Raw genomic sequence first — 14,622 nt, forward strand, 5'->3', positions numbered from 1 at the left:
AAGTGATGAGCCATCCCCCCATCAAAAAGAAGATGAGCCAGGGTAAACCGCTGTTGTTGCCGCTGGTGCTGGTGATCCTGGTGGTCTGGCTGGGCTGGCGCTTCTGGCTCGCCTATCAGCCGGAGCCGGTGCATCTGCAAGGGCAGATTGAGGCGCAGCAGTATTCGGTCTCCTCCAAGGTGCCGGGGCGCATCGACGAAGTGCTGGTGAAAAAGGGTGATCAGCTGACCAAAGACCAGCTGGTCTTTACTCTGGCGAGCCCCGAGATTGAAGCCAAGCTGAGCCAGGCCAAGGCGGGTGAAGCGGCTGCGGGCGCGCTGGCGCAAGAGGCTGAGAAAGGAGCAAGAGCCCAGCAGATCGCCGCAGCCAAGGATCAGTGGCAAAAAGCCAAGGCAGCCGCAGCCCTGCGCGGCAAGACCTATGAGCGGGTTGCCAGCCTGCACCGCGATGGCGTGATGCCGCTGCAAAAACGCGATGAAGCCTGGACTGCCTGGCAAGCCGCCCGCTACAGCGAAGGGATGGCATGGCAGCAGTACCAGATGGCGCTGGAAGGGGCGCGGGAAGAGACCAAGATCGCCGCTCGCGAGAAGGCCAAGATGGCGGCCGGTTCGGTGGCCGAGGTTGAGGCCTATCTGGCCGATACCCGCATCGTCAGCCCCCACTCAGGCGAGGTAAGTCAGGTGCTGCTGCGCAGCGGCGAGCTGGCGCCGCAAGGCTTCCCGGTGGTGACTTTGCTCGACATGAGCGATGCCTGGGCCCAGTTCCACGTGCGCGAAGATCTGCTGCCCCGCTTCCCGGTCGGTACCGAGTTCGATGCCCGCATCCCCGGCCTTGGCGATCAGATGGTGCGCTTCAGGGTGACCCATGTGGCCGTGATGGGGGATTTCGCCACCTGGCGTGCTACCGATACCCGTCAGGGCTTCGACATGAAGAGCTTCCAGGTAGAGGCTCGCCCGCTGCAACCGGTTGAGGGGCTGCGGGTTGGCATGAGTGTGCTGGTTGAACTCTGATGGGACGTGAATTTCGGCTGCTGTGGCAGGATCCGTTCAGCCGTGCTCTGATGAGTTGGGCGCCGCTGCTGCTGATGGGGATTCTCTGCTGGATCTTCTCGGCAGGGCTGGCCCGCGACCTCAAGGTGGGGCTGGTGGATCTCGACCACAGCATGCTCTCGCGCCAGCTCGCCTTCTCGCTGGATGGCTCGGCCGGGCTCAAGGTCGCGCAACAGTTTGACTCCATCGATGCCGGGGCCCACGCCCTGCGCGGTGGCGACATCTATGCGCTAGTGGTGATCCCCAACCATCTGGAGCGGGATGCCCGTCAGGGTACCCAGCCGCAGGTGACGGTGTTCAACAACGGCCAGTTCATCCTCATCGCCAAGCTGGTCAACTCTGCGCTGGCGCAGGTGGTAGGCACTCTTAACGGTCAGGTGGGCGTGCTGGAGGCGATGGCTGACGGCAAGGCGCTGCCCGGTGCGATTGGGCAGTCGGTGCCCATCAACAGTCAGGTCACTGCGCTCTACAACCTCAACTCCAGCTACGCCCAGTTTCTGCTGAGCGCCATTCTGCCCGCGGTATGGCAGATCTTGGTGGTGCTGTTCGGCCTCAATGCGCTGGCCCGTACCGATCGGCTGGGGCTGGACTGGACCACTCGCGGTGTCTGGTTTGGCCTCTGGCGCACCCTGCTGCCCCACGTGCTGATTGGCTGGGGCTGGGGGATTGTCTGGACGCTGCTGCTGTTCAAGGGCTTCTCCTACCCCATGCACGGTAGCTGGCTGGTATTGCTGGTGGGGCTGGGGCTTGCCTCGGCCGCCTGCGTCACCATGGGTGCCTTTTTCTACGGCATCATCCGGGATCCAGCCCGCGCTCTGTCGCTGGCGGGGGCTTACACGGCGCCAGGTTTTGCCTTTATGGGGGTCACCTTTCCGGTGAGTGCCATGGGGGATTTCGCCCGCTTCTGGCGCAGCCTGTTGCCGGTCTCTCACTATGTCGAGCTGCAGATTGGTCAGAGCAACTACGGTCTGCCCCTCGCATCGGCGCTGCCGCAACTGGGGGCTCTGCTGCTGTTTCTGCTTCCCCTGCTGCTGGTGGTGCGCCGTTACAAGCAGCAGGCCGAGCTGGCCCGTCAATCAGCCGCAGTGGCAGTCGCCGAAAAGGAGCCTGAGTGATGCTGGGATTTGTCGATCTGTTGCGCCTCGAGTTGCGCACCCTGCTGGCGGATCGCGCCATCATGCTGACCCTGTTTGGCGGGGTGTTCTTCTACTCCTTCCTCTACCCCCAACCCTATCTGCATCAGTTGCCGCGGGAAGAGGCGGTGGTGGTGGTCAACGAAGATGGCAGTCAGCTATCGCGCCAGCTGGAATTTATGGCCGATGCTACGCCACAGGTGAAGCTGGTCGCGCGGGCCAATTCGCTGGATGAAGCGCGGCAGCTGATGATGGCCGGGAAGGCGAGCGGGATCCTGCATATCCCCAACCACTTCTATCGGGATCTGATGCTGGGTAAGAGCGTCACCCTGAGTTATGCCGGTGATGCCTCCTACTTTCTGGTCTACGGTACCATTGCCGAGGGGCTGGCGCAGGCCGGCGGCACTCTCGCCGCGCAGGTGAAGGTGGCGCGGCTGCTGAGCCACGGCGAGGCGCTGCCACAAGCGGCCATGGGCTGGAATGCGGTGGCCCTCAACGTGGTGCCGGTGTTCAACCCAACCATGGGCTACGTCAACTACGTGGTGCCGGCGGTGTTCGTGCTGATCCTCCATCAGGTGTTGCTGATGGGGGCGGGGATCCTGGGGGCAACCCAGAACCAGCGCAGCTGTCGCGGCGAGCATGGTTACTGGCAAAGCGCGCCGGTGTTGCCGCTGCTGCTGGCCAGAACTCTGGTGCTGGCGGGGTTGTTCCTGCTGCCGGTGAGCTACTTCCTCGGCTTTTGCTTCGATCACTACAATATCGCTCGTCATGCCGACCCGGTGCAGCTTTGGCTGTTCGCCCTGCCGTTCCTGCTGGCGACCTGCTGGTTTGGCGTGGTGCTCGGCGCGATATTTACCCGGCGGGATCTGCCCACTCAGGTGGTGCTGATCTCCTCCCTGCCGCTGGTTTTTCTGGCGGGCTTTATCTGGCCGCTGGAGCTGATCCCGGCCCCCCTCAACTGGCTGGCTCAGTGGGTGCCCACTATCCCCGCCATCGAGGGTTTTCTGCGCCTTAACCAGATGGGGGCCGACTTTGTGCAGGTTGCCCGCTACTGGTGGCAACTATGGGGTCTGGCGCTGCTCTACGGTGTGCTGGCCTGCCTGCTGCTGCGTTGGCGGCAGCAGTCGTTGCCGGTTGCTCGCCCGTCAGTCGTGCAGAGTGAAACGACCGCCGGTTAAGCGGGATGGTGTAAGTGCGCGTGAGATAGCGTGTGCGGTAAAGCGAAAACGGTCAGCCCTTGGGCTGACCGTTTTGTTATGTGGTGGGGTTAAGCGGTTTTACTGCTGCTTTAGCCACGCTGGAGTTCGGGATCGCCGATGGCGTAGATCTGCCCCACTGCCGTCTCATCCGCCAGCAGACGCAAGCCTCGGGCGGCCACATCGGCGCGGCGCACCAGTCCGTGTACCTCCTTGCCCTGACTCAGCTCGGCGCGGTCGGTGGCGTCGCCATCCAGCAGACCCGCCGGGCGCAGAATGGTCCATGCGAGGGAGCTGGTCTGCAGCCAGCTCTCCGCCAGACTCTTGAGGCGCACCTCGTGGCCGAAGGCGGCGCGGGCACGCTGCGGCAAATATTGCCAGCTGTCGCCACAGCCGAGAGAGGTGACCAGCAGCAGCCGTTTCAGGCCTGCCTGCTCCATGGCATCGATCACATGACGGTTGCCCTGATAGTCCACCGGCACAACCTGACGGAAACTGCCGAGGGTAGAGACGACTTGGGCAGCTTGTCCTGCCGCAATGCAGGCCTGCTGCACCGCAGCCGGATCCAGTGCATCCCCCTCGATCACCTCAACTCCCAGCGCCTCCAGTTCCGTAGCCATCTCGGGGCTGCGCACCAGCGCAACGACCCGATGAGCCTCAGCGAGAGCGTGATGAGTAAAGGCGCGGCCCAGCCCGCGGCTGGCTCCGAAAATCAGTGTGGTTGGCATAGCTGAGCTCCCTTGGCAAAGGGGCTAGCCTAGTGGCTTGTTCGCTTGCTGTAAATGAGAGTTGTTTCTATTTGTGAGCCGGCAGAGAGGCGCGGGTGCGAGCCGCTTGCGACTCGCACCCGCTGAGAGGGGATCAGCCGTTGTAGTTGCCGATGCTGGGGCGACGGCTGGGGCCGCTCAGGTGGATATCCACCGGATTGAACGCCTTGATCGCCTCATAGCTGAAATCACCGATCGCCTGATGCAGGGTCTGGGGTGTGTGGTTGGTGATGATGATGACGCTTTTTGACAGGTTGCGACGGCGGCGCAGCAGGTGGCCGAGGAAGCTGGACTGGCTCTCCGCCATCTTGGCTCGGTTGGCCGATACCTCGTCGATGATCAGCAGATCCACCTCTTCCAGCGCGCGGCGGTACTGGTTGCGCTCGTCCTGATCGGGGATGACGTTGAAGAAGAGGCGATCGACGATGGAGGCCCACTGCTGGAAGATCACCGATTTCTGGTGACGCTCGATCAGCTCGTGCGCCACTGCACCCGCCAGGGTCGACTTGCCGGTGCCGTAGTCGCCGTAGATGAGCATGCAGCCGCCACCGCTCTTCTCCCAGTGCTCGAAACCGCTGATAAAGTAACGGGCGGTCTCGATGGGATATTGCAGCGCCGGATCTGTGGCATCCATCTTGTCGAACACCCAGTCGGGGTTGAGGTCGGCCTGGGCGATCAGCTTCTGGATCCGCTCCTGACGGGCCGCCTTCTGCAGCTCGCGCACCTCGGCGTTGGCCTTGGCGTCGTACTCCTTGCGCAGGGTCTCGTAGTCATACTGGCCGCCGCCGGTCTCTTGCTGCAGGCGACGAATGCGCTCCAGCAGGCCACCCACATGGCGGCTCAATTCCGGATCGTGAACACGGTGGTCCTGCTTGGCCTTGGCGATCTTCTGGCGCTTGGCTTCGATCTCTTCCAGCTCCTGGCGCAGGGGATCTTGCGGGTCAGTCATGGAGTGCTCCTTCTGCTTGATCAGGGATGGGACAGGGGTCTGATTCTGCCTGCAGCAGGCAGATGGTATCAATCATTATCCGGTGTCTGGGCAGGCATCTGCTGGCTCTCTGCCAGCCGCTTTGCCTCTTCAATCATCTGTTGGGCCCGTTTGCTGGGACCCGACTCTGCCGGGGCCGGCGTCACCTGCTGATAGCCCTGCACCTCCATCGGCTTGCGACGGGTATAGCGGCGGGTCTTGAGGGCGCGAATAAACTTGAGCATCCATTGATGCTGGGAGTCGAATACCTCGGGGCGCCCCAGCCAGTAGGCGATAAATTCTCCCAGATCCTCTTCGCTATAGCTGGCATCGATCACCCCGCACAGACGGGCGAGGGCGGGCAGCTCTTCGTCCGGGCGCCATTGCAGATGCATCTGGAAGGGGCGTTCCGGCAGCGGGCTGCGCAATTTCTGGGTCAGCAGCGGCAACTGAAAAGGGCACTGATGGTAGTGCTCACTCTCGGGCTGAGCCTCGACCTGCAGCAGGCCCGCCTCCATCAGTTCATCGAACAGTTCGGTGAGCTGGCGGGCATTGACCTGAAACGAGAAGCCGCAGGGATCGCCCGGGTCAACCACCGCCAGTGCGCGACCCAGCTCGGGATAGTTAATCCGGGCCAACTGATTTTCCAGCACCAGTCTGCGCAGCTGCAGGGTATAGAGACTGCGGGCCGGATGGGACAATCTGGGGTGGGCGAGGGCACTGTATTCGGCTGGAGTCATGGTCTTCTTTATACGCTTGTGTGGCGGCCATTATCCCCTATGGCAGGGGCTTGCACAATTCGCATGGAGGTAGCGACATTGTGGGGAGAGGTTGTGCTGCTATGTGGTTGTTAATAGAGCAATCTGTCGCTCAGAACCTGACCAAGGTCTATTTTTGACGCATCGTTTCCGCGGATACCTCACTTTTGAACTAGTCTTAATATCTAAATAACCAATTGACTAATAAGAGCTTTATCAAGATGTTAAGAGCCGGGCTAAGGATCCTGGTGGTGGAGGACGAAGCCGTTTTTCGCCACTCGCTAGTGAGTTACCTCGCACGGGACGGGGCAACGGTTTTTCAGGCCGAAGACGGGATTGAGGGTCTGTCGGCCGCAGCTCTCTACCATCCCGATGTGGTGCTCTGCGATCTCAACATGCCCAATATGGATGGTCACGAAGTGATCGCCTGCCTCTCTGCTCGCTACCCCGATATCCCGGTTATCGTCATCTCGGCCCAGAGCACGATGGAGGCAGTGGCTGGTGCCTTGCGCGCTGGTGCGCGTGATTACCTGCTCAAGCCGCTGGAAGATTATGCGCTGGTCGAGCGCAGCATAGAGCAGTGCCTCAAGAGCCAAGGGACACGCAGCCAGCAGCTGGAGCTGATGGATCATATGGAGTACTTCAGTGCCCACGATCGGGCCGCCAGCCGTTTGCTGGCGGGACTGAAACCGCCGGGATTGCAGGAGTGGGGCCCCTGGCAGATTACGTTCAAGGGGCTGGGCCAGCTCTTTATTCCCGACACCTTCAAGGTGGGGGACAAGTTACTGGTATTGGTGATGGAGCTGCCCATCATGGGGACGGATGCCGCCTTCTGCGGGGCGCTGGTGCGCTCGTTGATGAATGTCCCTTATCGCCAGTTCCAGCGCAAGGAGAGTCAGCTGTTAAGTCAGCCACACCGGCTGCTCGACTACCTCAATCATCAGTTGATGGAGTCGGGGCTGCGCAGCTCTTTTGCCATGGCGGCACTGCTGTTTGATCAGGAGGATGGGCTGGTGTTTGCCAATGCAGGGCTCACCTCTCCCCACTGGCTGATGCGCTCGGGTGGCTTGCCCCTTGGCTTGATGCGCAGCAGCCACTATGCCCTGCACAAGCGCAGCTGGCACGAGCCCTTTGATCTGCAGTTTTGCAGCGATAGCGGCAGCGCCCTTCATGTTCAGGTGCGTTACCACTGACGGCCATGGTGCCACAGTTGAATATCGGTCAGATAAAAAGAGAGGGCGCCCATCGGCGCCCTCTCTTATGTCTGCTTGTCCAACTTGCTTATGCGGTAGCGGACTGCAGTTTTTCATCCTGATGGTCAGTGGATTTTGCCGGGCCTTCGGCACCGTGCATCCAGTAGACCAGACGGTTGGCCATGGTCAGCAGGATCACGGCACTGATCACGGCAGCCAGAGCGATACCGCCGAAGATGGCGATGGGGCCGGCTTCACCCACGAAGGAGCCGATAAAGCCCGCAGCGTAGTTGGCCAGAGCCACGAAGCCGAACCAGGCACCCATCATCAGGGAGGCCAGGCGCAGCGGAGCCAGCTTGGTCACCATGGAGAGGCCGATCGGGGAGAGGCAGAGCTCACCCAGGGTGTGGAACAGGTACGCGCCAACCAGCCAGAACATGGAGGTCTTGACGGTGTTGTCACCACCCTGCTGCAGCACGGCACCGACCATGAACAGGAAACCAACGGCCAGGAACAGCAGACCCATGGCGAATTTCACCGGAGAGTTCGGCTCTTTCTTGCCGAGCTTGATCCAGATGGCCGCAACGACCGGCGCCAGAGTGATGATGAAGAAGGGGTTCAGGGACTGGAACCAGGCAGTCGGCACTTCAAAAGAGCCGATCATGCGGTCGGTGTACTCCTGGGTATAGAGGTTCATCAGACCGCCGGCCTGTTCGAAACCAGCCCAGAAGATGATGGTGAACAGACCCAGAACCAGAATGACCTTGATGCGATCCACTTCCTGCTTGGTCAACGGCGCTTTCTGCTCGGTAGTGCGCAGAGCGGCGGCACGCTGGGCGGCAGTCACACGGCCGATGTCGCCGAGGAAACGCTGTGCCAGAGTCGCCTGGATCACCAGAGAGAGCAGCATACCAATACCGGCACCGACGAAGGCAGCTTGCCAGCCGTAGGCAGTCGCGGCAGCACCACAGATCACGCCTGCCAGCAGGGAACCCAGGTTGATACCCATGTAGAAGATGGTAAAGGCACCATCACGACGGTGGTCACCCTCTGCATAGAGGTCGCCTACCATGGTGGAGATGTTCGGCTTGAACAGGCCGTTACCCACGATCAGCAGAGCCAGACCGGTATAGAAGACGCTGTTGACCATATCCGGGAACATGGCGTGGGGCAGGGCCAGAGTGAATTGGCCCGCGGCCATCAGCACGGCACCGATCAGGATGGCACGGCGTTGACCCAGGAAGGTGTCAGCCAGCCAGCCGCCGATCAGCGGAGTGATGTAAACCAGACCGGTATAGATACCGTAGAGTTTGAGGGCGTCTGCCTGACTCCAGCCCAGACCGCCATTGGCAGTCAGGTCGGTCAGATATAGCACCAGTACGGCACGCATGCCGTAATAGGAGAATCTCTCCCAGAGTTCGGTACTAAAGAGCAAAAAAAGCCCTTTAGGGTGACCTAAAAAGGTCCCTTTTGACGGGTTATTCATTGGAACTTCCACCTGTGTCTTATATTTTTTTGAGTTTTTTATGCAAGGGCGAGAAACACGCCTCAATCCTTATAGAGCATGTGTGAATAAATTACAACATTATGATTTGCTGAGGATTTATTTATTCTTGATTGATTTTTTGTTGCGCAAATGAAAAAGGAGCATCATTTGATGCTCCTTGAATACCACTATGAAAAACGGAATTTTCAGCTATTACAACTGCTTGACGAACTGCTTCAGCCAGCCGATGAATTCGCCGTTCAGCTCGCGGTGACGCACGGCATACTCCACATTCGCTTTCATATAACCGATCTTGCTGCCGCAGTCGTGGCTCTTGCCCTTCATGAAGTAGGCGTTGACCTGCTCCTGCTCCATCAGCATGGCGATGGCATCAGTCAGCTGGATCTCGTCACCAGCGCCGGCAGGGGTTTTTTCCAGCAGCGGCCAGATATTGGAAGAGAGCACATAACGGCCCACTACCGCCAGATTAGAGGGGGCTTCATCGCGCGGTGGTTTTTCGACGATAGCCTGCATCGGCAGGGACATCCCTTCGGTCAGTGCTTCGCCCTTGATGTCGGCGATACCATATTTGTCCACTTCACTCTCGGGCACAGCTTCCACCATGATCTGGCTGATCTGGTCTTCTTCAAACATGTGCACCATTTCGGCCAAGTTGTCTTTTTTCGGGTCGCTGGCCACTTCATCGATCAGCACATCCGGCAGCAGCACGGCAAACGGGTTGTCACCGATCAGCGGGCGGGCGCAGAGCACAGCGTGGCCCAGACCTTTGGCCTCACCCTGACGGACGTGCATGATGGTGACGTCTTTCGGGCAGATCTGTTGTACCTCTTCCAGCAGCTGACGCTTGACCCGCTTCTCGAGGGTCGCTTCCAGTTCGAAACTCTTGTCGAAGTGGTTTTCGATGGAGTTCTTACTGGAGTGGGTGACCAGCACGATCTCTTTGATACCGGCGGCGATGGCTTCGCGCACAACGTACTGGATCAGGGGTTTGTCGACCACCGGCAGCATCTCTTTCGGAATGGCCTTGGTGGCGGGAAGCATGCGGGTACCCAGACCGGCTACCGGGAGCACAGCCTTGCGAACAACGAGAGGTGTCTTTTTCATGGAGAGATATCCAGAGATACAAAGTGGGCCCATGATACCCGAAGAAAAATGGGGCAGCCACAGGCTGCCCCATTTGCATATACAGTGCTCGGACGTTATTTGACGATGATCATGTCACGGTTGGCTTCCAGCGTGGCCGGGCCGATGCCGTTTACATCAACCAGTTGATCGACAGAGGTAAATTTCCCCTGTTTTTCGCGATAGTCGACGATGGCTTGTGCCTTTTTGTCGCCAATTCCCTTAAGGTTGGTGAGTTCGGCAAGGGTTGCCGTATTGATATCTACTTTGCCGATCTCTTGCTTGGCGGCAACCGTGGTGGTCTGCTTGGGTGCGACCTTGTCTGCGGCCTGTGAGGACAGGGTGAACAACGGGAGGGCGGAGAGCAACATGATGATGGGCAAGTTGTTTTTACGCATTTCACACTTCCTTGTGGTGGGGGATTCGTATGGATGATTAACCAGATTTGGAAGGTGTGACGGCTGTCATTTTTTACAGGTATTGCTAGTGGGTTGCTTTGCTATAAGAGATTGCTGTTTGCGACTAACGACAAGATATATAAAGACTTTTATCGGCACATACAAAATGGAAATTATTGTATGGCAGGGCGTGAAGCTTCATAAAGCACTCACACTTTTATCTGTCTGATCCTGAATCTTCGGTTGGTTATGCTGCCTTCAGAAAAATTCCCAACAAAAAAGGCTGCTCACCTTGGGTGAGCAGCCTTTGTGATCGGTTTTTTCAGACGGATGCTGATTAAGCTTGTTCGTCAGCCTGAGCAGCCTGGATACCGGTCAGGGCGATGGTGTAGACGATGTCGTCAACCAGGGCGCCGCGGGAGAGGTCGTTGACCGGCTTGCGCATGCCTTGCAGCATCGGGCCGATGGAGACCAGGTCAGCGGAACGCTGCACCGCTTTGTAAGTGGTGTTACCGGTGTTCAGGTCAGGGAAGACGAACACGGTGGCTTTACCGGCAACCGGTGAGTTCGGTGCCTTGGACTTGGCCACGTTCTCCATGATGGCCGCATCGTACTGCAGCGGGCCGTCGATGATGAGATCGGGGCGCTTGGCCTTGGCCAGCTCGGTCGCTTCACGCACTTTCTCTACATCGGCACCGGCGCCAGAGGTACCGGTAGAGTAGGAGATCATGGCGACGCGCGGCTCGATGCCGAACGCGGCAGCGGAGTCGGCGGACTGGATGGCGATCTCGGCCAGCTGCTCGGCAGTCGGATCCGGGTTGATCGCGCAGTCACCGTAGACCAGCACCTGATCAGGCAGCAGCATGAAGAAGATGGAGGAGATCAGGGAAGAGCCCGGAGCGGTCTTGATGATCTGCATCGGCGGACGGATGGTGTTGGCAGTGGTGTGCACCGCGCCGGATACCAGGCCGTCAACTTCATTGCGCTCCAGCATCATGGTACCCAGTACCACGTTGTCTTCCAGCTGCTCGCGGGCAACCACTTCGGTCATGCCCTTGTTCTTGCGCAGCTCGACCAGACGCGGCACATAGCGCTCGCGCACAACGGCCGGATCGATGATTTCGACGCGATCGGTCAGAACAACACCCTGCTGTTCGGCAACGCGACGGATCTCTTCCGGATTACCCAGCAGCACCGGACGGGCAATGCCACGCTCGGCACAGATGGCGGCAGCCTTGATGGTGCGCGGCTCGTCGCCTTCCGGCAGCACGACACGCTTGTTGGCCTGACGGGCCAGCTCGGTCAGCTGATAACGGAATGCCGGCGGGCTCAGACGACGGGAACGGGTAGAGCTGATGGTCAGCGACTCGATCCAGTGCTTGTCGATGTGGCCAGCCACATAGTCCTGTACCAGCTCGATACGCTCGCGGTCATCTTCCGGGATATCGACGTTGAAGTTCTGCAGGCTGACGGCGGTCTGCCAGGTGTTGGTACCGGTCATCATGATCGGCAGGCCGGTGGCCATGGCCTGTTGGCACAGTGCCATTACCTGCGGCTCCGGATGATAGTTGCCGGTCAGCAGCAGGGCACCCAGCTTGACGCCGTTCATGGCGGAGAGGCAGGCGGAGACGATGACGTCAGAGCGGTCACCGGAGGTGACCAGCAGGCTGCCCGGACGGAAGTGCTCGACCATGTTGTGGATGGAGCGGGCGCAGAAAGTCACGGTCTGCAGGCGACGGCTATCCAGCTCGCCTTTGTGCAGGATCTTGGCGGCCAGATGCTTGGCGAGATCCTTGGCGCGCGGGGCGATCAGCTGGGTGTTCCAGGGGATGCAACCCAGGATGCGCAGCGGGCTCTTGCCAAACACTTGCAGTACTTCCAGGTTGTGGGCGGCGTCGGAAGCGTGGTGATGGGCTTCGAACATCTCGGTCAGGTCAGGGCGGGTTACGCCATGCTCGTCAACCGGCGCGCCAACCTTGTTGATCACGCAGCCAACGATACGGGGGTTGTTGACACCACCGAAGTTGGAGCAGGCCAGTTCGATGCGCTCTTTCAGCTTCTGGCTGGAGTCATGGCCCGGGTGGGTCACGAATACCATGTCGGCATCCAGCGCCTTGGCAACGTCGTAGTTCAGCTTGTTGGCAAAGGGCTGCTTGTCGGTCGGCACCATACCTTCGACAACCAGCACTTCGGCACCGCTGGATTTCACGTGCTCTTCGAAGCGGGCAACGATCTCTTCCAGCAGGATGTCGGTGTTGCTGGAGCTGATCATGTTCTCGGCGTAGGAGAGGGTGAAGGGCTCGGGCGGATTGATGTTGGCAGCTGCGCGGATAACGGCGGTTGAGCGCTCGGCACCGGTTTCACCCGGACGCGGCTGGGCAACCGGTTTGAAGAAGCTGACATTGACACCGTGACGTTCCATGGCGCGAACAACGCCAAGGCTTACGGAAGTTACGCCGACACCAGTGCCGACCGGGATAAGCATAATAGTGCGTGCCACTTTATACCCCTTGTTCATTTTTTGGGATCAGGAAAAGGCCGCCCTGGTGGGCGGCCTCGAGTTACTGCGTCAATTAAGCGCCGACCAGTTCCAGCGCGTCGTGGGCGATAACCCACTCTTCGTTGGTCGGGATTACCAGAGCCTTGGTAGAACCAGCCTTGGTGATCTCGCCACCCTTGCCGAAACGAGCCTTCAGGTTGGCGTCGTGATCGACGTCAAAGCCCAGCAGACCCAGCTTGTTCAGGGTGATTTCACGGATCGGGGCGGAGTTTTCACCGATACCACCGGTGAAAACAACGGCGTCCAGACGACCGTCCATGGCGGCAGCGTAGGCGCCGATGTACTTGGCCAGGCGATAGCAGTAAACGTCCATGGCACGCTTGGCTTCTTCTTTGCTGTCGTAGTTGTCTTCAACAAAACGGCAGTCGGAGGTAACTTCGGTCAGACCCTGCAGGCCGGACTCTTTGGTCAGCATGGTGTTGATATCGGCAACGCTCATGCCCAGCTTGTCGTGCAGGAAGAAGATGATGGCCGGGTCCAGATCACCGGAACGGGTACCCATCACCAGACCTTCCAGCGGAGTCAGGCCCATGGAGGTATCAACGGATTTGCCGTTCTTGATGGCGCAGACGGAACCGCCGTTGCCCAGGTGGCAGTTGATGATGTTCAGCTCTTCCACCGGCTTGTTCAGCTGCTTGGCTGCTTCCAGGCTGATGTAGTAGTGGCTGGTGCCGTGAGCGCCGTAGCGACGGATGCCGTTCTCTTTGTAGAGCTTGTACGGCAGAGCGTACAGGAAGGCTTCTTCCGGCATGGTCTGGTGGAACGCGGTATCGAATACGGCCACGTTCTTGTCAGCCAGCGCCGGGAATACGCGGCGGGCTTCACGGATACCGATCAGGTGAGCCGGGTTGTGCAGCGGCGCGTACGGAACGGCGGCTTCGATGCCGGCGATCACGTCGTCACAGATAACGACGGAAGAGGTGAAGCGCTCACCGCCGTGAACAACACGGTGACCGATGGCGATCAGGTTCTTGGACAGTTCCGGGTTGAGCGGCAGGATCTTGTTGACGATGAAGTCCAGCGCTTCCTGGTGAGCGGCACCAGCGCCCAGATCGGCACTGCCTTTCTCGCCATTCAGTTTCCACTTGATGCGGGCGTCGTCGAGGTTGAAGCACTCGGCCAGGCCGGACAGCAGGTCATCACCGGTGGTTGCGTCAATGACAGCAAACTTCAGGGAAGAGCTGCCACAGTTAAGAACAAGAACCAGCTTACTCATGAATAAATCCTATCGCAGATTGGGTTGTGTAGGCGGATGCGTTGGACGCCGGACGTCCAAAAACTTTCAACTTATCCTTATGAGGGTTGGCAATCTGTTGCTTGCCCCTTGTATAGTGATACAAGACCCGAAATCCAGACGTCCCTGACAGGTCAATAGCAAGATGCTTTTGACGCAAAAATGGGCGTACAAAGGATAACCCGATTGTTGAAAAATAACAAAGTCATCCTCAACCTTTGTTACTTTGCATCAAATTTTGTCGAGGTTTTGCCGTTGGTACGTTCAAAAAGCGCTCGGAGGTAGTATGAGCATGAACATTTTTGGAACTAAGTTACAGCAAGGCCGCCATTATATGACGCTTTGGCCGCGCCGTCCCGAGCTCAATTCGATGTTTCCTGAAAATCGGGTGATCAAGGCGACCGAATTCGCTCTCAAGGTGATTCCGGCGCTGGCGGTGCTGAGCGTGATGCTGCAATTCCAGTTTGGGGAGCAGCACTACTGGCCTTCAGTCATCACTTCCGTACTGTTTCTGCTCAGTTTGCCGCTGCAGGGTTACTACTGGCTCGGTCAGCGGGCCGACACCCGGTTGCCCCCGTCGCTGGCGAGCTGGTATCGGGAGATCAACGGCAAGATGAACGAGCAGGGGGGGCGCCGTCAGCTGGTCTCCCAGCCCCGCTATGAAGAGCTCGCCGATACCCTCAAGGCCGCCTTCCAGCAGCTCGATAAGTCCTTTCTCTACGAATAACCCGATTCAGA

At 59.2% G+C, this 14,622-nt stretch carries 13 protein-coding genes; 5 read left to right on the top strand and 8 right to left on the bottom strand.

From position 1 onward, the window contains the following. The first annotated feature begins 5 nt into the window (after nt 1–5). From AAHA41_RS00155 to AAHA41_RS00165, 3 genes are read left to right on the top strand one after another with little or no spacing between them, the layout of a single operon-like run. Nucleotides 6–1,010, top strand: a complete 1,005-nt coding sequence (locus AAHA41_RS00155; protein ID WP_323071098.1) for a biotin/lipoyl-binding protein — start codon at nt 6–8, stop codon at nt 1,008–1,010. Then, nucleotides 1,010–2,164, top strand: coding sequence for an ABC transporter permease (locus AAHA41_RS00160; RefSeq protein WP_323071099.1), 1,155 nt, complete (start codon nt 1,010–1,012; stop codon nt 2,162–2,164). The genes AAHA41_RS00155 and AAHA41_RS00160 overlap by 1 nt, the downstream gene beginning before the upstream one ends. Further along, entirely contained in the window at nt 2,164–3,360 is a 1,197-nt protein-coding gene (locus AAHA41_RS00165) for an ABC transporter permease (RefSeq protein WP_323071100.1), read from the top strand. Before AAHA41_RS00160 ends, AAHA41_RS00165 begins: the two co-directional genes overlap by 1 nt. Nucleotides 3,361–3,470: 110 nt before the next feature. Here the strand turns inward: AAHA41_RS00165 and AAHA41_RS00170 are convergent, their stop codons facing one another. The 3 genes from AAHA41_RS00170 to AAHA41_RS00180 form a co-directional block, all read right to left on the bottom strand. Continuing rightward, entirely contained in the window at nt 3,471–4,106 is a 636-nt protein-coding gene (locus tag AAHA41_RS00170) for an SDR family oxidoreductase (protein WP_323071101.1), read from the bottom strand. Nucleotides 4,107–4,239: 133 nt separating this feature from the next. Further along, complete coding sequence (locus AAHA41_RS00175) at nt 4,240–5,094, bottom strand: DnaA/Hda family protein (protein ID WP_041210392.1); 855 nt, start codon at nt 5,092–5,094, stop codon at nt 4,240–4,242. A gap of 68 nt (nt 5,095–5,162) precedes the next feature. Beyond that, a complete protein-coding gene (locus AAHA41_RS00180) occupies nt 5,163–5,852 on the bottom strand; it encodes a DnaT-like ssDNA-binding domain-containing protein (RefSeq protein WP_255939877.1) in 690 nt (229 codons plus the stop codon). 239 nt (nt 5,853–6,091) lie between these two features. On the opposite strand from AAHA41_RS00180, the gene AAHA41_RS00185 reads away from it, so the two are divergent. After that, the gene (locus AAHA41_RS00185; protein ID WP_041210394.1) at nt 6,092–7,063 is read left to right on the top strand and encodes a response regulator; all 972 of its coding nucleotides are present in this window, start codon (nt 6,092–6,094) and stop codon (nt 7,061–7,063) included. A gap of 88 nt (nt 7,064–7,151) precedes the next feature. Here the strand turns inward: AAHA41_RS00185 and AAHA41_RS00190 are convergent, their stop codons facing one another. The 5 genes from AAHA41_RS00190 to AAHA41_RS00210 form a co-directional block, all read right to left on the bottom strand. After that, on the bottom strand, nt 7,152–8,549 hold the full coding sequence (locus AAHA41_RS00190; RefSeq protein ID WP_042031806.1) for a peptide MFS transporter: 1,398 nt from the start codon (nt 8,547–8,549) through the stop codon (nt 7,152–7,154). A 213-nt stretch (nt 8,550–8,762) separates the two neighbouring features. Then, a complete protein-coding gene (gene galU / locus AAHA41_RS00195; RefSeq protein ID WP_104015695.1) occupies nt 8,763–9,674 on the bottom strand; it encodes a UTP--glucose-1-phosphate uridylyltransferase GalU in 912 nt (303 codons plus the stop codon). A 95-nt stretch (nt 9,675–9,769) separates the two neighbouring features. Next, nucleotides 9,770–10,090: a helix-hairpin-helix domain-containing protein gene (locus AAHA41_RS00200; protein ID WP_323070607.1), complete on the bottom strand. Its 321-nt coding sequence runs from the start codon at nt 10,088–10,090 to the stop codon at nt 9,770–9,772. A 337-nt stretch (nt 10,091–10,427) separates the two neighbouring features. Beyond that, nucleotides 10,428–12,608: a phosphate acetyltransferase gene (pta, locus tag AAHA41_RS00205; protein WP_041210398.1), complete on the bottom strand. Its 2,181-nt coding sequence runs from the start codon at nt 12,606–12,608 to the stop codon at nt 10,428–10,430. Nucleotides 12,609–12,663: 55 nt separating this feature from the next. Then, nucleotides 12,664–13,866: an acetate kinase gene (locus AAHA41_RS00210; RefSeq protein WP_040065015.1), complete on the bottom strand. Its 1,203-nt coding sequence runs from the start codon at nt 13,864–13,866 to the stop codon at nt 12,664–12,666. A gap of 304 nt (nt 13,867–14,170) precedes the next feature. Between AAHA41_RS00210 and yfbV the strand changes: the two genes are divergently transcribed. Further along, a complete protein-coding gene (gene yfbV / locus AAHA41_RS00215; RefSeq protein WP_043851809.1) occupies nt 14,171–14,611 on the top strand; it encodes a terminus macrodomain insulation protein YfbV in 441 nt (146 codons plus the stop codon). Nucleotides 14,612–14,622 lie beyond the last annotated feature (11 nt).

Origin of the sequence: Aeromonas sp. SER, from assembly GCF_038739615.1 — a bacterium.
GTDB lineage: Bacteria > Pseudomonadota > Gammaproteobacteria > Enterobacterales > Aeromonadaceae > Aeromonas > Aeromonas jandaei.

Excerpts from the sequence above, each read along its gene's own strand:
- AAHA41_RS00180 (WP_255939877.1), bottom strand. The coding sequence starts at position 5,852 with ATGACTCCAGCCGAATACAGTGCCCTCGCCCACCCCAGATTGTCCCAT.
- AAHA41_RS00155 (WP_323071098.1), top strand. The coding sequence starts at position 6 with ATGAGCCATCCCCCCATCAAAAAGAAGATGAGCCAGGGTAAACCGCTG.
- AAHA41_RS00200 (WP_323070607.1), bottom strand. The coding sequence starts at position 10,090 with ATGCGTAAAAACAACTTGCCCATCATCATGTTGCTCTCCGCCCTCCCG.
- AAHA41_RS00190 (WP_042031806.1), bottom strand. The coding sequence starts at position 8,549 with ATGAATAACCCGTCAAAAGGGACCTTTTTAGGTCACCCTAAAGGGCTT.
- galU (WP_104015695.1), bottom strand. The coding sequence starts at position 9,674 with ATGAAAAAGACACCTCTCGTTGTTCGCAAGGCTGTGCTCCCGGTAGCC.
- yfbV (WP_043851809.1), top strand. The coding sequence starts at position 14,171 with ATGAGCATGAACATTTTTGGAACTAAGTTACAGCAAGGCCGCCATTAT.
- AAHA41_RS00210 (WP_040065015.1), bottom strand. The coding sequence starts at position 13,866 with ATGAGTAAGCTGGTTCTTGTTCTTAACTGTGGCAGCTCTTCCCTGAAG.
- AAHA41_RS00160 (WP_323071099.1), top strand. The coding sequence starts at position 1,010 with ATGGGACGTGAATTTCGGCTGCTGTGGCAGGATCCGTTCAGCCGTGCT.
- AAHA41_RS00165 (WP_323071100.1), top strand. The coding sequence starts at position 2,164 with ATGCTGGGATTTGTCGATCTGTTGCGCCTCGAGTTGCGCACCCTGCTG.
- AAHA41_RS00175 (WP_041210392.1), bottom strand. The coding sequence starts at position 5,094 with ATGACTGACCCGCAAGATCCCCTGCGCCAGGAGCTGGAAGAGATCGAA.
- pta (WP_041210398.1), bottom strand. The coding sequence starts at position 12,608 with ATGAACAAGGGGTATAAAGTGGCACGCACTATTATGCTTATCCCGGTC.
- AAHA41_RS00185 (WP_041210394.1), top strand. The coding sequence starts at position 6,092 with ATGTTAAGAGCCGGGCTAAGGATCCTGGTGGTGGAGGACGAAGCCGTT.
- AAHA41_RS00170 (WP_323071101.1), bottom strand. The coding sequence starts at position 4,106 with ATGCCAACCACACTGATTTTCGGAGCCAGCCGCGGGCTGGGCCGCGCC.